The 16,349-nt window shown below is 64.2% G+C and carries 18 protein-coding genes; 10 read left to right on the top strand and 8 right to left on the bottom strand.

Annotated features, from left to right (window positions below):
* Positions 1-5 precede the first annotated feature (5 nt).
* Positions 6-710, top strand: coding sequence for an NYN domain-containing protein (locus tag QF118_RS01225; protein WP_282300817.1), 705 nt, complete (start codon positions 6-8; stop codon positions 708-710).
* Here QF118_RS01225 and QF118_RS01230 read toward each other — a convergent pair.
* On the bottom strand, positions 707-1,639 hold the full coding sequence (locus tag QF118_RS01230; RefSeq protein ID WP_282300818.1) for an AEC family transporter: 933 nt from the start codon (positions 1,637-1,639) through the stop codon (positions 707-709). The genes QF118_RS01225 and QF118_RS01230 overlap by 4 nt on opposite strands.
* A 111-nt stretch (positions 1,640-1,750) precedes the next feature.
* On the opposite strand from QF118_RS01230, the gene QF118_RS01235 reads away from it, so the two are divergent.
* The 6 genes from QF118_RS01235 (at position 1,751) to QF118_RS01260 (ending at position 7,081) form a co-directional block, all read left to right on the top strand.
* Positions 1,751-2,644, top strand: a complete 894-nt coding sequence (locus QF118_RS01235) for a CPBP family intramembrane glutamic endopeptidase (protein WP_282300819.1) — start codon at positions 1,751-1,753, stop codon at positions 2,642-2,644.
* 106 nt (positions 2,645-2,750) lie between these two features.
* The gene (gene accD / locus QF118_RS01240; RefSeq protein WP_282300820.1) at positions 2,751-3,686 is read left to right on the top strand and encodes an acetyl-CoA carboxylase, carboxyltransferase subunit beta; all 936 of its coding nucleotides are present in this window, start codon (positions 2,751-2,753) and stop codon (positions 3,684-3,686) included.
* Positions 3,683-4,957, top strand: coding sequence for a bifunctional folylpolyglutamate synthase/dihydrofolate synthase (locus QF118_RS01245; RefSeq protein WP_282300821.1), 1,275 nt, complete (start codon positions 3,683-3,685; stop codon positions 4,955-4,957). Before accD ends, QF118_RS01245 begins: the two co-directional genes overlap by 4 nt.
* A gap of 133 nt (positions 4,958-5,090) precedes the next feature.
* Entirely contained in the window at positions 5,091-5,663 is a 573-nt protein-coding gene (locus QF118_RS01250) for a rhodanese-like domain-containing protein (RefSeq protein WP_282300822.1), read from the top strand.
* A gap of 25 nt (positions 5,664-5,688) precedes the next feature.
* Positions 5,689-6,276, top strand: coding sequence for a LysM peptidoglycan-binding domain-containing protein (locus tag QF118_RS01255; RefSeq protein WP_282300823.1), 588 nt, complete (start codon positions 5,689-5,691; stop codon positions 6,274-6,276).
* Between the two features lie 208 nt (positions 6,277-6,484).
* Entirely contained in the window at positions 6,485-7,081 is a 597-nt protein-coding gene (locus tag QF118_RS01260) for a LysM peptidoglycan-binding domain-containing protein (RefSeq protein ID WP_282300824.1), read from the top strand.
* A 63-nt stretch (positions 7,082-7,144) separates the two neighbouring features.
* Here the strand turns inward: QF118_RS01260 and zapE are convergent, their stop codons facing one another.
* Positions 7,145-8,203, bottom strand: a complete 1,059-nt coding sequence (gene zapE / locus QF118_RS01265; protein WP_282300825.1) for a cell division protein ZapE — start codon at positions 8,201-8,203, stop codon at positions 7,145-7,147.
* Between the two features lie 139 nt (positions 8,204-8,342).
* On the opposite strand from zapE, the gene QF118_RS01270 reads away from it, so the two are divergent.
* Complete coding sequence (locus QF118_RS01270) at positions 8,343-9,584, top strand: MFS transporter (RefSeq protein ID WP_282300826.1); 1,242 nt, start codon at positions 8,343-8,345, stop codon at positions 9,582-9,584.
* A gap of 3 nt (positions 9,585-9,587) precedes the next feature.
* On the opposite strand, the gene QF118_RS01275 is transcribed toward QF118_RS01270, so the two are convergent.
* The 6 genes from QF118_RS01275 to QF118_RS01300 are packed head-to-tail and all read right to left on the bottom strand — an operon-like array spanning position 9,588 to position 13,304.
* Positions 9,588-10,526 (bottom strand): alpha/beta fold hydrolase, encoded by a 939-nt coding sequence (locus QF118_RS01275; RefSeq protein WP_282300827.1) that lies wholly within the window; start codon positions 10,524-10,526, stop codon positions 9,588-9,590.
* Positions 10,523-11,143, bottom strand: coding sequence for an HAD family hydrolase (locus QF118_RS01280; protein WP_282300828.1), 621 nt, complete (start codon positions 11,141-11,143; stop codon positions 10,523-10,525). The genes QF118_RS01275 and QF118_RS01280 overlap by 4 nt, the downstream gene beginning before the upstream one ends.
* Entirely contained in the window at positions 11,140-11,598 is a 459-nt protein-coding gene (locus tag QF118_RS01285; RefSeq protein WP_282300829.1) for a YaiI/YqxD family protein, read from the bottom strand. Before QF118_RS01285 ends, QF118_RS01280 begins: the two co-directional genes overlap by 4 nt.
* Positions 11,595-12,425, bottom strand: coding sequence for an S-formylglutathione hydrolase (gene fghA / locus QF118_RS01290; RefSeq protein ID WP_282300830.1), 831 nt, complete (start codon positions 12,423-12,425; stop codon positions 11,595-11,597). The genes QF118_RS01285 and fghA overlap by 4 nt, the downstream gene beginning before the upstream one ends.
* Before the next feature lie 40 nt (positions 12,426-12,465).
* Positions 12,466-13,080, bottom strand: a complete 615-nt coding sequence (locus tag QF118_RS01295) for a TetR/AcrR family transcriptional regulator (RefSeq protein WP_282300831.1) — start codon at positions 13,078-13,080, stop codon at positions 12,466-12,468.
* 59 nt (positions 13,081-13,139) lie between these two features.
* Positions 13,140-13,304 (bottom strand): hypothetical protein, encoded by a 165-nt coding sequence (locus QF118_RS01300; protein ID WP_282300832.1) that lies wholly within the window; start codon positions 13,302-13,304, stop codon positions 13,140-13,142.
* Positions 13,305-13,455: 151 nt separating this feature from the next.
* Between QF118_RS01300 and mbfA the strand changes: the two genes are divergently transcribed.
* On the top strand, positions 13,456-14,430 hold the full coding sequence (gene mbfA / locus QF118_RS01305) for an iron exporter MbfA (RefSeq protein WP_282300833.1): 975 nt from the start codon (positions 13,456-13,458) through the stop codon (positions 14,428-14,430).
* A 149-nt stretch (positions 14,431-14,579) separates the two neighbouring features.
* Positions 14,580-16,343, top strand: a complete 1,764-nt coding sequence (ilvD, locus tag QF118_RS01310) for a dihydroxy-acid dehydratase (RefSeq protein WP_282300834.1) — start codon at positions 14,580-14,582, stop codon at positions 16,341-16,343.
* Positions 16,344-16,349: the final 6 nt, after the last annotated feature.

Genomic DNA, 16,349 nt, shown 5'->3' on the forward strand with positions numbered 1-16,349 from the left:
TCCGAATGGCCGATAACAAACTTCTTGCCGTGCTGATCGACGCGGACAACACGTCACCCAAATACACCAAGGCGATCTTTGACGAGATCGCCGGGCTGGGCGAGGCCAGCGTGCGGCGCTGCTATGGCGATTTTTCCAGCCAGCAGATGGCGGGCTGGTCCAAGGTACAGGCCGAATTCGGACTGGTGCCACACCACCAGCCGGCCAACACGGTGGGCAAGAACGCCAGCGACATCGCCCTGGTGATCGACGCGATGGACCTGATGCATTCGGGGCGCTTCGACGGCTTTGTCCTGGTCTCCTCGGACAGCGATTTCACCCGCCTGGCCAGCCGCATCCGCGAACAGGGGCTGGATGTCTATGGCATGGGCATGCAGAAAACCCCGGACGCCTTCCGCAAGGCCTGCAAACGCTTTATCTATCTTGAAAACCTTGATGGCGCGCCCGAAAAGGCCGAAGGCGTCAAACCCAAGGCCAAGCGCGACCTGAACGAAGTGCGCGACATGATCTTCAAGGCGATGGACGCGATCGAACAGGACGACGAATGGTATCGCCTGGGCGATGTCGGCCAGTTCCTGACCACCTCAAACCCCGATTTCGACACCCGCAGCTATGGCAAGCGCAAGCTGTCGGATCTGGTGCGCGAAATGAAGATCTTTGAGACCAAGCAAAGCACCGGCAACCAGCTGATGGTGCGGCGGGTCGACTAGAACGAGCGGGTCACCAGCGCGATCACGAAGCTGACAGTCAGAATGCTTGCCGCCGTCGACACCAGGATCGAGGCCGAGACGCGCTGGGGTGCCACGCCATAGTGCTGCGCCAGGATGAACACGTTGCCCGCCACCGGCAGTGCCGCCGCCGAAACCGCGACGGCCGCCTTGTAGGCATCGACCGGAAAGAACAGATAGGCCCCCGCGGCGACGAACAGCGGGTGAAGGATCAGCTTGCCAAAGGAAAGCCAGGCCGCGATCTGGACCCGCTCGGCCGATTTTGACGCCAGCGAGGCGCCGATGGCGAACAACGCGCCGGGCGTGGCCGCCGCGCCCAATGTCGACAAAAAGGAATTCACCACCTCGGGGACCGGCAGGCTGCTGGCCGAAATGCCCAGACCCAGGGCAATCGACACGATCATCGGGTTTTTCAGCAGGCCCAGCGCGACGGTCTTGAACACGCGCGCGCCGCGGACATCGCCGCGCGTGCCGGTGACAAGGATGGTCAGCAGCGTCGAAAACACGATCAGGTCGATCGACAGGATCAAGATGATCGGCCCGATGGCCTCTTGCCCCAACAGCACCGCCAGCATCGGAACCCCCAGGAAACCGGTGTTGCCGATGGCGGCGCATTGCGCCTCGATCGCGGCGGTGGCGGTGTCGAGCCCGCGCCAAAAGGCGACCCCGATGGCAATGCCATAGGTAAAGGCCGTCCCCCACAGGTAGGCCGCCGCCAGCCGTGGGTCGAAAATCTCGGAAAAGCTGAGGTTCGCTGAAAATTTCAGCAACATCGCCGAAAGGGCAAAGTAGAACACGAACTTCGTCAGGTGCGCCGAGGCTTCCTCGGGGAAAAAGCGCGACTTGGCGGCGCCATAGCCCAACCCGATCAAGGCAAAGAAGGGCAGGGTTTTGAGGAAGACTTCGATCATGTGGTTTGGTGGCACGCTGCCGGAGCCGCGTCAATGCGGGCCAAACCACCAATGGGCAATTCGCCCGCAGCCGCGATTGACAGGCGTCAGGTCAGGCCGGATCATGGCGCCATGAATGGCTATGCCCCCCACGAACGCCTTGTGCTGCATGCGCGCCGCAAACCTGAAATCTGGCGCCTGATGCTGGGCCTGATGCTGATCGCCATCGTCATGTATGCACTCAGCCGCGCCTTTTTCGCGATCTTGCAGGTCGTCGCGTCAGAGCAGACCTATTTCGACGTCTATTCCAGCATCCAGACTGCCACGACGCCTTCGGGTCTGTTGGTTTTGCTGTTCTTGATGGGGGCGATGGGGATTGGCACCATGGTCGCGGCCGAACTGGTCCACCAAAGGCCTGCAGCCACACTTTTTGGTCCGCGGCGGGCCTTTTGGGGTGATTTCCGGCGGGTGCTGGTGGCGATGGCGGCCCTGACGCTGGCGCTGTATGCCCTGCCGCCCTGGGGCCTGATCGAGGGCACCACGCCCAATCTGCCGCTGGGCGACTGGCTGCGGCTTTTGCCCCTGACGCTGATCGCGCTGCTGATCCAGACCGGGTCCGAAGAGCTGCTGTTTCGCGGCTATCTTCAATCGCAACTGGCGGCGCGTTTTCAAAGGCCGGGCGTCTGGCTTGTCCTGCCATCCGCCCTGTTCGCCAGCCTGCACTATGCGCCGCAGATGTACGGGGACAACGCCATCTATGTTGTCCTGTGGGCCTTTGCCTTCGGGCTGGCGGCCGCCGACCTTACGGCACGCAGCGGCACCCTGGGGCCGGCCATCGCGCTGCATCTTGTGAACAACTTTTCCGCCATGGCGCTGGTGTCGATGCAGGGGGACATGTCCGGGCTGGCGCTGTACCACCTGCCCTTCGGCCCCGAGGACGCCGGGGCGCTGGGGGCGTTGCTGCCGATTGACCTGGCGGTGATCGGCGTCAGCTGGCTAGCCGCGCGGCTAGCCCTGCGCCGCTGACAAGGCTGACAAGGCTGACAAGGCTGACAAGGCGGCCGTCCGAATGATTGCATTTCCTCGCAAGCGGGCTTAAGTCACGCTGCAACCAACCGGGAACAGGCTGCATATGAACTGGATCACAAACTACGTTCGCCCGCGCATCAATTCGATCTTCTCGCGCCGCGAAGTGCCGGAAAACCTCTGGTCGAAATGTGACGGCTGCGGAACCATGCTGTTCCACCGCGAAATCAGCGACAACCTGAATGTCTGCACCAATTGCGGCCATCACATGCACATCACCCCGCGCGACCGGTTCCTGTCGCTTTATGATGGCGGCGTGTTCACCGAGATCGCGGTGCCCGAGCCAATGGCCGATCCGCTGCATTTCCGCGATCAGAAACGCTATCCCGACCGGATGAAGGCCGCACAGAAATCCACCGGCGAAAAAGAGGCGATGCTGGTCGCCACCGGCGAAATCGGCAACACCCCGGTTGTGACCGCCGCGCAGGACTTTTCCTTCATGGGCGGGTCGATGGGGATGTACGTCGGCAACGCCATCATCGCCGCCGCAACCGAGGCCGTGCGCCTTGGCCGCCCGCTGATCCTGTTTTCCGCCGCTGGCGGCGCCCGCATGCAAGAGGGCATCCTGTCCCTGATGCAGATGCCGCGCACCACGGTCGCCGTGCAGATGCTCAAAGAGGCGGGCCTGCCCTATATCGTCGTTCTGACCCACCCCACCACCGGCGGGGTCACGGCATCCTATGCGATGCTGGGGGATATCCAGATCGCCGAACCCAATGCGCTGATCTGCTTTGCCGGGCCGCGCGTCATCGAACAGACGATCCGCGAAAAGCTGCCCGAAGGGTTCCAGCGCGCCGAATACCTGCTGGAACACGGGATGCTGGACCGCGTGACCGACCGCCGCCAGATGCGTGACGAGCTGATCGTGATCATCCGCATGCTGATGCAGATGCCGCCCGCCACCTGGGGCGACCTGCCTGCCCCCGGCCCCGACGAGCTGGCCAAGCCCGCCGAAAAGAGTGCCGAGAAGCCCGCGAAATGACCACCAAAGGCTCGGACGTCATCCTTGAACGGATGATGGCGCTGCACCCCAAGATCATCGACCTGACGCTGGACCGGGTCTGGCGCCTGCTTGATGCGCTTGGCAATCCGCAGAACGACCTGCCCCCGGTCGTGCACCTGGCCGGAACCAACGGCAAGGGCAGCACGCAGGCGATGATCCGCGCCGGGCTCGAGGCGGCGGGCCACAAGGTCCACGCCTATACCAGCCCCCACTTGGCGCGGTTTCACGAACGCATCCGCCTGGCCGGCGATTTGATCGCCGAAGACGCGCTGAGCGCGGTTCTGGATGAATGCTACGCCGCCAACCAGGGCGGAACGATCACCTATTTCGAAATCACCACCTGCGCCGCCATTCTGGCCATGGCGCGCACGCCGGCGGATTACACCCTGCTCGAGGTCGGTCTGGGCGGGCGGTTGGACGCCACCAACGTGATCGAAAAACCGGCGGTGACGGTGCTGACCCCGGTTTCGATGGACCACGAACAATACCTGGGCGACACCCTGGCCAAGATCGCGGGCGAAAAGGCCGGGATCATCAAGCGCGGCGTGCCCTGCGTGGTCGGCCCCCAGGCGGACGACGCGCTCGAGGTGATCGAGACCCGCGCGGCGCAACTGGGCGCCCCCTTGCTGGCGCATGGCCAGCACTGGCACGTCGGCGAAGATCAGGGCCGCCTGGTGTTCCAGGACGAAACCGGACTGCTGGATCTGCCGCTGCCCAATCTGCCCGGGGCGCACCAATACCAGAACGCCGGGGCCGCGCTGGCCGTGCTGCGCCACCTGAACGCGGGCGAGGCCGCCTATGAGGGCGCCGTGACCCGCGCCTATTGGCCCGCGCGCATGCAGCGCCTGAAAACCGGACCGCTGTTCGACATCGCCCCGCGCACCGAAGTGTGGCTGGACGGCGGTCACAACCCCGCCGCCGGAGAGGCCCTGGCCGCGCATCTGGCCCGCCTGCCAAAGCGTCCGACGCATCTGATCTGCGGCATGCTGAACACCAAGGATGCGCGCGGTTTCCTGCGGCCGCTGGCGACGCAGACCCAAAGCCTGACCGCCGTTTCCATCCCCGGCGAGGCCAACACCCTGCCCGCCGAACAGACCGCCCTGCTGGCCCGCGAAAGCGGCCACCAGGCAAAAAGCGCGCCGTCCCTGGCCGCTGCACTGTCGGAAATCGTGGCCGATTGCCCCGATGCGCGGGTGCTGATTTGCGGCTCGCTTTACCTTGCCGGGCATGTTCTTCGGGAAAATGGCTGACAAATACGGGACTTGGCCTGACAAAACCCCTTGCGTCACCCCTCAGCATATTGACTGATTCGCGTCCTCTGCCCTATATTTTGCTGAAACAATAACAAGTGCAGGCCTTTTTTGGCCGCCAGAGGACGAGCAGATGTTCAAAGGTCTTTGCCTGACCGCAGTCGCCGCCATTGCAGTGGCCGCGCCTGTGTGCGCGCAAAACACCCGGATTTCGGAGGACCGCGACAGCTTTCGATTCACCCTCAACGGCGCGTCGGTCAGTATCGAACGCAATGGCCCGGCCTGTCCGCCCAGTTGCCTGCAACCGATGCAGGCGGCAACCGGCGTGGCCACCATCGGCGAGTTGGAGTTGATGGATTTCCTCGATCTCTTTGTCTCGTCCGGGCAGGGGCTTTTGCTCGATACCCGCCTGCCCGATGTCTATGCCGCCGAAACGATCCCCGGCGCGGTCAATGTTCCTGCCGCGACCTTGCGTCCGGACAACCAGTACCGCGACGATCTGCTGAACGCGCTTGGCGTTTCGGCGGGCGATTTTTCCGGCGCCTACGATCTGGTGATTTTCGCCGGCGGCCCGGATGCGCCGGGCGCGGCCACCGCCGTGCGCGACCTGCTGGATGCCGGGTATCCGGCCAGCAAGCTCAAGTATTACCGAGGCGGCCTGCAGGCCTGGACGACAGCGGGCCTGAGCACCGCGTCAGGGCAATGAGGCAAAGGGTGTTTTCATGATCAGAATGGTTCTTTTCGCAGTCGGCTTTGTCGCCATCACCATTGGCCTGGTGGTCTTTCAGCCCGGTGCGAACCGGGGTGCGCGCGATGTCGCCCTTCCGGAACCGGTGACCCGGGCGGAACCCGCCCTGCCCGAGGCCGAACCGACCGCCGCCCCTGACCTGGTCGAGATCCCGCAGGCCGTCCTGCTGGCCCCGACGCCGGAGCCCAGCGCGCCGCGCCCCGCCCCGCGCGTGACCGCCAGCCTGCCTGCCGCTGATCTGGACGACCAGTCGCTGCGCAAGATGACCTGGGAAACGCTGTCCAACCTGAACCACGCCACCGGGCGTGAAAAGGCCCCCGGTCAGCCCGGCAGCCTGCTGCACACCATCGTGCGCCGGTCGCTGAACGAAGGCCCTGCACAGGTGGCCGCCACTGCCCCTGCCATGCCGGATGTCTATGTCGTGCAGCCCGGCGACAGCCTGGTTTCGATCGCCGAAACGATCTATGGCGACGTCAACATGACCGGCCCCCTGTTTGCCGCAAATCAGGGTCTGCTGACCCGACCGGACGATCTGAAGGCCGGTCAGACCTTGATCCTGCCCGCAAACTGACCACTAAGTCTTGCGTTTGATTGAAGAAGTTATCTCTAGGGCTTGACACCCCTACAAGATGTTGACTGGTTTGCGCCGATTCGCTTATAACCTGTGGTAGAGCGCGCCGACCCTGCCAGAACCAGGCGCACCACGGGGGACAGATCATGACATCGACCAACGCCTTGCCGCGTCACGACACAGTTGTACCTGGTCGGGCGATCCGCTGATGATGCGTTTGATCGTTCTGAGCACCGGCTTTCTGGCGATCACGGCCGGGCTATTGTGGGTTGGCCTTGCGCCGCTGGATGAACCCGCCGTCGATTTCAACGAAGTCAGCCGGTCCCAGCCCGTCCTTCTCAGCCTGACACCGGCAATGGCGCAGCCGCAACAGGCGCCCGTCGCCCCGGCCCCCGCGGCGGTTCAGGTCCAGGTTCAGCCCGAGCCGGTCCGCCAGGCAGCCCCGACACCGGCCCCCGCCGCGCTTGCCGCAGCGCCCGCCACAGGCGACGTCGACGCGATCGATGCCCTGCGCGCCATAAGCTATGGCATCATGAAAGAGCTGCAGCCCCCCGCGCCCAAGGCCGATGCACCGCAGCGTGTTGCCCTTGCCGACCCCGTCCAGCCCGCCGCGGCGGTGGCCCAGCCCAAGCCCGCCGGACAAACCTATACCGTTCAGCAGGGCGACAGCCTGCCGGGGATTTCCTTCCGCTTTTACGGCACCACGGTGGCCTACATGCAGATCATCGAGGCCAACCCCGATCAACTGGCCAGCCCGGCGGACCTGCGTGCCGGCATGACACTGAAAATTCCGAAAACAAACTGATCAGGCAGCAAGACCAAGAGCAGCGAGCAGTCTCAGAGGATCCTTCGGGATCCTCTTTTTTCTTCAGGACTGGCCCCAGTCGGCGGCCTGCATTTCGCGCAGACGGCTGGCGGTGCGTTCGAATTCGAAACTGCCCGCGCCTTCGACATACAGCATTTCCGGCTGTGCCGCGGCGCTGGCGATCAGCCGCACGCGGGCCTCGTACAGCGCGTCGATCAGCGTGACAAAGCGCTTGGCCTCGTTGAAGTTCTGCCGCGACAGGCGCGGGATGTTTTCCAGGACCAGCACGCGCACTGCCTCGGCCAGCGCCAGGTAATCCGCCGGGCCCAGCGCCTGACCGCACAGATCAAAGAACGCCGCGCGGGCCATGCCGTTGTGATAGCGGTCCAGCACCACATCGCGCCCCTTGACGCGCAGGGTGAATTTTTCCTCGAAGCCGTGGCTGAGTTCATCCCACAGCAGGTCGATCTTCTGGCGCGACTCGGCGTTGGCCGGCGTGAAATAGACCTGTTCGCCCGACAGACGATCCTGCCGGTGGTCACGGTCCGAGGCGAGTTCGTGCACCGCCATCCGCTGCTTGAGCAATTCGATGAAGGGCAGGAACAACTGCCGGTTCAGCCCGTCCCGGTACAGATCGTCCGGCACCCGGTTCGACGTGGTCACGATCACCGTGCCCGCGTCCATCATGTGCTGGAACAGCCGCCCGACGATCATCGCATCGGCGATGTCAGTGATCTGCATTTCGTCAAAGGCCAGCACCCGCACCGCATCGCTGACCGCCTTGGCGACCGGCTTGATCGGATCCTCGACGCCCTCTTTGCGCAGCTGGTGGATCTGGGCCTGCACCTCTTGCATGAAGGCGTGGAAATGCACGCGGCGCGCGGGCACGGTCAAGGTATCGACAAACAGATCCATCAGCATGGATTTGCCGCGCCCGACACCGCCCCACAGGTACAATCCCTCTGGCGGTTTCGGCGCCTTGCGGAACAGCCCCTTCTTGACAGGCACGGCCAATTCCGCGCGCACACGCTCCAGCTGCGGCAGGGCCGCACGCTGTGCGTCATCTTCCTTGATGCGGCCCTCTAGAACGCGGGCGTCATAGGTTTCCTGAACGCTTTTCATGGCAAGGGCCTTAGCCTGCCCGGCAGGATTTGTGTAGTGGGGCAATGCACATCAGTTTTGCTGATCCTTCAGGCAAGGTTTTCTGATTTGACCAATGGCGCCGGTTCTTTAAAGCATGTTCCTCTGAAGGAGTTCCACCATGCAGACGCGCGCGCCCCTGTTCACCCCGGTCCTGATCGTCGGGTGCCTGATCATCCTGGTGTCCTTTGCGATCCGCGCCAGTTTCGGCGTGTTCCAGATTCCGATCGCCGAGGAATTCGGCTGGCTGCGCAGCGAATTCAGCCTGGCCATCGCGATCCAGAACCTGGCCTGGGGGATCGGGCAGCCGCTGTTTGGGGCCATGGCGGAAAAGGTGGGCGACCGCAAAGCCATCATCCTGGGCGCCTTGGTCTATGCCGCGGGCCTGGTCCTGTCGAGCCGCGCCATCACCCCCGAAGCCATGCAGCTGTCCGAAACCCTTGTCGGCTTTGGCATCGCGGGCACCGGGTTCGGGGTGATCCTGGCGGTCGTGGGCCGCGCCTCCAGCGCCGAAAACCGGTCGATGAGCCTTGCCATCACCACGGCCGCGGGCAGCGGCGGGCAGGTCGTCGGCGCTCCGCTGGCAGAATATCTGCTGACCATGATGCCCTGGCAATCGGTATTCCTGGTCTTTGCAGCGCTGATCCTTGGCGCCCTGCTGATGTTGCCGCTGATGCGCGCGCCCGCCGCATCAAAGATCGAACTGCAGGAAAGCATGGGGCAGATCCTGGGCCGGGCGGCGCGGGACCCGTCCTTTGGGCTGATCTTTCTTGGTTTTTTCAGCTGCGGCTATCAGCTGGCCTTCATCACCGCGCATTTCCCCGCCTTTGTCACCGAAATGTGCGGCCCGATCGCCGCTGGCGGCATTCTGCACGGGCTGGGGATCACCACGACCTCGGCGCTGGGGGCGGTGTCGATTTCCCTGATCGGGCTGTTCAACATCGCCGGCACCTTGACGGCCGGGTGGCTGGGCAACCGCTTTTCCAAGAAATTCCTGCTGGCGGGGATCTATGCGGCGCGCACCATTGCCGCCGCCCTGTTCATCGCCCTGCCGATGACCCCGACCTCGGTTCTGGTGTTTTCGGCGGTGATGGGTGCCCTGTGGCTGGCGACCGTGCCGCTGACCAGCGGGCTGATCGCGCATCTTTACGGTTTGCGCTACATGGGCACGCTGTATGGCATCGTCTTTTTCAGCCACCAGCTGGGCGGTTTCCTGGGGGTCTGGCTGGGCGGACGGCTGTACGACGTCTATGGCGACTACACGCTGGTGTGGTGGATCGGCGTCGGGGTCGGCGCCTTGAGCGCGCTGGTGCATCTGCCGGTGCGGGAAAACGCACCCCGCATGCCGCTGCCCGCGCAATAGCGGTCAGACCACCGGTCCGACCCAGGTGTCCCGGATCGCCTGGATCACGTGATCCTTGTGGGTATAGGGCAACCCGTGGCCAGCGCCTTTGATCACCTCGTTGCGGGCGTCGCGGTTCCATTGCGTCAGCTGCGCCATGGCGCGGATCGGGATCACCGTATCATCGCGGCCCCAGATCGCCGTGACCGGCAGGGCCTGCCGCGCGATATGGCGGTGTTCATCGGGTTGAGTGGCCCGCAATATCCCGCGCAGCGAGGCCAGAACCGAGCGGGAATAACCGCGATAGGTCAGCTCGGCCTCCAGCAGCGGTTGCAGGACTGCGGCCTCGGGGTGGCGGGCCGCGTCTGCGCGGATCCCGTCCAGCAGGCTGCGCGGAAACCCCAGGTGAAAGGCCCAGTCCCCGATCACCGGCCAATCCACGGCCCAGGCGGCCAGCCTGCCAAGATCGTGGCCCATGCCCGCCGGCGCCAGCAGGATCAGGCGGCGCAACCGGTGGCCATGCTCGGCCGCGAAACTGGTGGCGATGGCTCCGCCCATGGAATAGCCGATCAGGGTGATGTCCTGCCGAACGCCTTCGTGGCGCAGCAGGTCATCCAGCTGCTGCGTGAAGAACGCCGCGCCCTGCGGGCCGCGCGGCCGGTCCGAAAACCCGCGCCCGAACAGATCATAGACCAGCACGCGAAAGCCCATGGCGCCAAGATCCTCAGCCAGGGTGCGCCAGACAAAGGACGGGGTCGTCAGCCCATGCACGCAGACCGCAACCGGGCCCTCTGCTGCGCCAAGCCATTGGTAGTGGGTGATCCCCTGCGACAGCTGTGCGAATTGCCCCGGCGCGGCCTCGCGGGCGCGGGCGTTCATCGGTTTGCGAAGACCTTCGCGAAGCATGGGCACCGACAGCGCGCCCAAACCGGCAAGCGTCGCGATGACCGAGGCGTTGCTCATGCGGCCTCGGCTTGGGTCAGCAATCCGTGGGCGACAAGGCAATCGGCCCAGCCCTGCGGGCCATCAAAGACATGCCCCTGCCAACCGCGCGCCCGGGCGGCGGCGATGTTTTCGGCCCGGTCGTCGGTGAACAAAAGCGCCCCGGGGGCGATGCCGCTGTCCTCTTCGACCATCTGGTAGATGCGCGGCGAAGGCTTGATCACACCCATCTGCCCCGAAACATAAGGGCGGTCGAATTCGTTCAGGAAGTCATAGACCGGCGTGGCGATCTGCCAGGTGCCGATGCCAAAGTTGGTCAGCGCAAAGACCGGTATGCCCTTGGCCCGCAAGGCCCGCAGCAGGCGCACGGAATGCGGGATCGCCGGTTTGGCAAGGTCCAGCCAGTGGTCGTGCCACATGCGGATTTCATCGCGCCACTGCGGGTATTTTTCGGCCCAGTCGTAAATCGTCTGGCGAAAGTCATGCCCGGTGTCCACGAGGTCGTTCATGCCGTGCAGATCGACCTCGTTGAACATCCGGGTGCGGCGGTCCTTGCCGATCACCGCGTCGTAATAGCGTTCGGGCTGCCATTCGATCAGCACGTTGCCGATGTCGAAAACCACCGCCTTGATCGTCATGTCGCGGCCCCTTTTGCCTTGCGCAGGCAGCGTTCGAGCGCATCCAGAAACCGGCTGCGATCGGCCTTGGTGAACCCCTTTCCGCCGCCCTGCCGGAACGGATCGGCAGACCGCAGGTCAACCATCAGATCGCGCATCGCCAGTTGCTGGCCAATGTTGCGTTCGTCCAGGATTGACCCGTCGTGGCGCAGCACCTGCGCCCCCGAGGCCACGCATTTCGCCGCCAACGGCATGTCAGAGGTCACCACCACATCGCCGGTTTTCGCGCGGTCGGCGATCCACATGTCCGCCACGTCCGGTCCTTCGGGCACGATCACGGTTTCGACCAGCGGATTGGCCGGGGGCCGCAGCCCGCCGTTGCTGACCAGCTTCATGGAGATCTTGTGGCGGGTGGCCACACGCTCGGCCTCTTGTTTGACGGGGCAGGCGTCGGCGTCGATGAACAGGGTCGTCACGCGTGCAGTGCCTCGGCATGAAAGGCGATGTGATCCTCGATGAAGGTCGAGATGAAGAAATAGCTGTGATCATAGCCCTTCTGGATGCGGAACGTCCCTTCCTGACGACGCGCCGCCATGGCCTGCGACAGGGCCTCGGGTTTCAGCAAGTCCAGGAAATTGTCGTCGCTGCCCTGGTCGATCAGCACCGGCCCGTCAAAGCCCCGGTCCCGCATCAGCAGGGTCGCATCATGGCGCGCCCAGGTGCTTTCGTCGGGGCCAAGGTAAGCGCCGAACTGCTTGCGGCCCCAGTCGCTTTGCGTCGGATGCGCGATGGGCGCAAAGGCCGAAACGCTGGCGAACCGGTCCGGCAGGTTCATCGCCAGCGTCAGCGCGCCATGCCCGCCCATGGAATGGCCGGTGATCGCCTGACGGTCCAGGTCGATGGCGAATTCGTCGCCCAGCAGCGCGGGCAATTCATCGGCGATGTAATCCCACATACGGAAATGCGGCGCCCAGGGGTCTTGCGTGGCGTTGACGTAGAAACCGGCGCCCTGCCCCAGATCATAGGCATCGTCATTGGCGACGCCCTCGCCGCGCGGCGAGGTGTCGGGAAACACCAGCGCCACACCGGCCTCGGCGGCCCAGCCCTGGGCGGCGGCCTTGGTCATGGCGTTTTCATGCGTGCAGGTCAGACCGGACAGGAACCACAGCACCGGCACCTTGATGTGGCGCGCGTCCTCGGGCAGGAACAGGCCAAAGGTCATGTCGCACCCGGTCGCGCCAGAGGCATGGGAATACACCCCCTGCACACCGCCAAAGCACCTGTTTTCCGATTTGATGTCCATCTGCGTCCTTCCTGGCCTTGCGCCCCGAAAGGGGGCTTTGTCACGTTTCGTAACGTGCCATGAAGGTGTCGATTGCGCCATCCACAATCCGGTCGACATCGGCCTGATCGAACTGGACCTGGATGCCAAAGATCAGCTTGGGCCACAGGTCGGCCTTGCACAGCTCGGCGAATTGGTCGGCGGCAAGGTTCAGATCGTCGATCGACACTTCGCCCCGTGCCTGGGCCTGCGCCAGATAGGCGACCAGCGCGCGGTGCACGGTTTGCGGGCCACTTTGATAGAACTGGCGGCCCAGTTCGGGGAACCGGTCGGATTCCGCCACGCAGATCCGAAAGATGCGCTGCCCCATGTCGGAATAGATGAAGGACAGGAACCGCCGCGCGGCCTCTTTCAGGACGGTGCGCGGCGGTTTGGAAAAGTCCATCGTGCCCAGGGCCTCTTCGGCCTGGCGGGTGCATTGGTCTGTCGCCACTTCCATGAACAACAGCCGTTTGTCCGGGAAATAGCTGTATAGCGTGGCCTTCGAGACCCCGGCCGCACGGGCGATGTCATCGACGCTGGCCCCTTCGAAACCGTCGCGCAAAAAGATGTCGCGCGCGCCTTCAAGGACCTGATCGTATTTCCGCCCTTTGCGGACCACGGCCTCAGTTGTCATTGTGGTTTTCCATGCCGGCATCATAAACCAGACGGTTCAGTTCCGGCAAGCGCGGCCCGTCATTTGCAGGGCGATACGCCCCCTTGGGTCGGCAGGCAACCCTGCGTGGACACATCCGGCTGCGCGGGCGGAAAGGTCAGGTCCGGCAGGGTCATGGTCGGAACGCCTGCGATCGCGGCAGAGGCGCCGATGGAAAGGGCAAGGGCCAAGGCGAGGGATTTCATTTCTTTTCACTCCAACTGAACTAATCTGTTCACCTAACTAAACCAATCGGTACAGAATTCAAGATGATTCTAAACTGATCGGTTCACATTTTGATGCTTGAACCTTTGGCGCGGCCCTTTAAATTAGAACTATTCTAATCGAGGGACGATCATGCGCTTTTTCACCCAACGCCGTCACTTCAAGGACCTTTCCGAACAAGAGGTGCTGGCACTGGCGATCTCCTCAGAGGAGGACGACGCCCGGATCTATCGTTCCTACGCCCAGATGCTGCGCGCGGATTTCCCCGATACCGCCAAAGTGTTCGACGGCATGGCCGAAGAAGAGGACACCCACCGGCAGGCCCTGATCAGCATGCACCGCAAACGCTTTGGCGAGGTGATCCCGCTGATTCGACGCGAACACGTGGCCGGGTATTACGCCCGCCGCCCCGTCTGGCTGACGCAGAACCTGCCGTTGGAGCGCATCCGCGAAGAGGCCTCGGCCATGGAGCAGGATGCCGAACGCTTTTACCTCGAGGCGGCCAAGCGCAGTTCGGACGCTGCGACGCGCAAGCTGTTGGGTGATCTGGCGGCGGCCGAAGCCGGGCACCAGTATTCGGCGGAACGGCTGGAACGCGAACACCTGGACGACGACAGCCGCGAACGCGAAGGCGCCACGGCGCACCGCCAGTTCATCCTGACCTGGGTCCAGCCGGGACTGGCGGGGTTGATGGATGGCTCGGTCTCGACGCTGGCGCCGATCTTTGCGGTGGCCTTTGCGACGCAGGACACCTGGACGACCTTCCTTGTGGGCCTGGCGGCCTCGATCGGGGCGGGGATTTCCATGGGCTTCACCGAGGCGGCGTCGGACGACGGGCAGCTTTCGGGGCGCGGATCGCCAATCAAGCGCGGCATCGCGGCAGGCGTCATGACCGCGGTCGGCGGGTTGGGGCACGCCATGCCCTACCTGATCCCGCATTTCTGGACCGCGACGATCATCGCCATGGTCGTCGTCTTCGTGGAACTCTGGGCCATCGCCTGGATCCAGAACAAATACATGGAAACGCCCTTCCTGCGCGCCGCCTTCCAGGTGGTGGTCGGCGGGGCGCTGGTCTTTGCCGCCGGGGCGCTGATCGGATCGGGCTAGGCAGCGGGGAACTGCCTTGCGGTGCCCCCTGCGGGCGCAAAGCCGTCGCAGGGCGGGGTTGTACCCCGCCCGCACTGTCCAGAACGCTTGTACAGCGGCCGACCGTTCGGTATGCCAAATTCCAGATCCATTCCCCGGGAGGAGCCGTCATGCTCAAGCGTCCATTCGACAAATCCAAACTGCCCAGCCGCCACGTGACCGAAGGCCCCGAGCGCGCGCCGCATCGGTCCTATTACTATGCCATGGGCATGACCGAGGCCGAGATCCATCAGCCGCTGGTCGGCGTCGCCACCTGCTGGAACGAAGCCGCCCCCTGCAACATCGCGCTGAACCGCCAGGCACAGGCCGTGAAGATGGGTGTCAAGCAGGGCTTTGGCACCCCGCGTGAATTCACCACCATCACTGTCACCGATGGCATCGCCATGGGCCACGAAGGCATGCGCTCGTCGCTGGCTTCGCGCGAAGCCATCGCCGATACCGTCGAACTGACCATGCGCGGCCATTGCTATGACGCCATCGTCGGCCTTGCCGGTTGCGACAAATCCCTGCCCGGCATGATGATGGCCATGGTGCGTCTGAACGTGCCGTCCGTATTCATCTATGGTGGCTCGATCCTGCCGGGCAAGGCGCCCCAGGTCGAAGAGATCCCCGCCGATTTCCGCAGCCGCGACCTGACCGTTCAGGACATGTTCGAGGCCGTCGGCCGCCACCAGAACCACGAGATGTCCGATGCCGCGCTGGACATGCTGGAACGCGTCGCCTGCCCGTCGGCGGGCGCCTGCGGTGGCCAGTTCACCGCCAACACCATGGCCTGCGTCTCCGAGGCGATCGGCCTTGCGCTGTTCAACTCGTCCGGCATGCCCGCGCCCTATGAATCGCGCGACCAGTACGGCGAAGCGTCGGGCCAGGCGGTCATGGACCTGCTGGAAAAGAACATCCGCGCCCGTGATATCGTGACCCGTCAGGCGCTGGAAAACGCCGCGCGCGTCGTGGCCTGCACCGGCGGTTCGACCAATGCCGGCCTGCACCTGCCCGCCATCGCACACGAGGCCGGGATCGAATTCTACCTCGAGGACGTCTGCGACATCTTCAGGGACACCCCCTATTTCGTCGACCTCAAGCCCGGCGGCCAGTACGTTGCCAAGGATCTGTACGACGTTGGCGGCGTGCCCGTCGTCATGAAAGAGCTGCGCAAGGCCGGCCTGATCCACGAAGACTGCGTCACCGCCTCGGGCCGGACCATCGGCGAGGAACTTGACCGCGTCACCCGCGAAGCCGACGGCAAGGTCATCTATCCGATCGACAACCCGATCACCAAGACCGGCGGCGTCGTCGGCCTGAAGGGCAACCTTGCCCCGCAGGGCGCCATCGTCAAGGTCGCGGGCATCCCGACCCAGCACCAGACCTTTACCGGCCCGGCCCGCGTGTTCGAATGCGAAGAAGACGCCTTTGCCGCCGTCAAGGCGCGTGAATACAAGGAAGGCGAAGTCATCGTCATCCGCAACGAAGGCCCCGCTGGCGGCCCCGGCATGCGTGAAATGCTGGCGACCACCGCGGCGCTGTCCGGTCAGGGCATGGGCAAGAAGGTGGCGTTGATCACCGATGGCCGTTTCTCGGGGGCGACCCGGGGGTTCTGCGTCGGTCACGTCGGCCCCGAAGCGGCGCAGGGCGGTCCCATCGCGCTTTTGGAAAATGGCGACATGATCACCATCAACGCCATCACCGGCGAGCTGTCCGTCGACCTCAGTGACGAGGTTCTGGAAGAGCGCAAGGCCAACTGGAAAGGCCCGCGCGAAACCATCTATGCCTCGGGCGCGCTGTGGAAATATGCCCAGTTGGTCGGCGAAACCTACAAGGGCGCCGTGACCCATCCGGGCGCCTCTGCAGAAAAGCACATCTACGCGGATCTGTAATCCGAT

The sequence above is a fragment of the Tropicibacter oceani genome (assembly GCF_029958925.1).
Classification (GTDB): domain Bacteria; phylum Pseudomonadota; class Alphaproteobacteria; order Rhodobacterales; family Rhodobacteraceae; genus Pacificoceanicola; species Pacificoceanicola oceani.

What these genes read in the sequence shown, in the direction of transcription:
- QF118_RS01225 (WP_282300817.1), top strand. Translation starts at nt 6, where the DNA reads ATGGCCGATAACAAACTTCTTGCCGTGCTGATCGACGCGGACAACACG.
- QF118_RS01230 (WP_282300818.1), bottom strand. Translation starts at nt 1,639, where the DNA reads ATGATCGAAGTCTTCCTCAAAACCCTGCCCTTCTTTGCCTTGATCGGG.
- QF118_RS01235 (WP_282300819.1), top strand. Translation starts at nt 1,751, where the DNA reads ATGAATGGCTATGCCCCCCACGAACGCCTTGTGCTGCATGCGCGCCGC.
- accD (WP_282300820.1), top strand. Translation starts at nt 2,751, where the DNA reads ATGAACTGGATCACAAACTACGTTCGCCCGCGCATCAATTCGATCTTC.
- QF118_RS01245 (WP_282300821.1), top strand. Translation starts at nt 3,683, where the DNA reads ATGACCACCAAAGGCTCGGACGTCATCCTTGAACGGATGATGGCGCTG.
- QF118_RS01250 (WP_282300822.1), top strand. Translation starts at nt 5,091, where the DNA reads ATGTTCAAAGGTCTTTGCCTGACCGCAGTCGCCGCCATTGCAGTGGCC.
- QF118_RS01255 (WP_282300823.1), top strand. Translation starts at nt 5,689, where the DNA reads ATGGTTCTTTTCGCAGTCGGCTTTGTCGCCATCACCATTGGCCTGGTG.
- QF118_RS01260 (WP_282300824.1), top strand. Translation starts at nt 6,485, where the DNA reads ATGATGCGTTTGATCGTTCTGAGCACCGGCTTTCTGGCGATCACGGCC.
- zapE (WP_282300825.1), bottom strand. Translation starts at nt 8,203, where the DNA reads ATGAAAAGCGTTCAGGAAACCTATGACGCCCGCGTTCTAGAGGGCCGC.
- QF118_RS01270 (WP_282300826.1), top strand. Translation starts at nt 8,343, where the DNA reads ATGCAGACGCGCGCGCCCCTGTTCACCCCGGTCCTGATCGTCGGGTGC.
- QF118_RS01275 (WP_282300827.1), bottom strand. Translation starts at nt 10,526, where the DNA reads ATGAGCAACGCCTCGGTCATCGCGACGCTTGCCGGTTTGGGCGCGCTG.
- QF118_RS01280 (WP_282300828.1), bottom strand. Translation starts at nt 11,143, where the DNA reads ATGACGATCAAGGCGGTGGTTTTCGACATCGGCAACGTGCTGATCGAA.
- fghA (WP_282300830.1), bottom strand. Translation starts at nt 12,425, where the DNA reads ATGGACATCAAATCGGAAAACAGGTGCTTTGGCGGTGTGCAGGGGGTG.
- QF118_RS01295 (WP_282300831.1), bottom strand. Translation starts at nt 13,080, where the DNA reads ATGACAACTGAGGCCGTGGTCCGCAAAGGGCGGAAATACGATCAGGTC.
- QF118_RS01300 (WP_282300832.1), bottom strand. Translation starts at nt 13,304, where the DNA reads ATGAAATCCCTCGCCTTGGCCCTTGCCCTTTCCATCGGCGCCTCTGCC.
- mbfA (WP_282300833.1), top strand. Translation starts at nt 13,456, where the DNA reads ATGCGCTTTTTCACCCAACGCCGTCACTTCAAGGACCTTTCCGAACAA.
- ilvD (WP_282300834.1), top strand. Translation starts at nt 14,580, where the DNA reads ATGCTCAAGCGTCCATTCGACAAATCCAAACTGCCCAGCCGCCACGTG.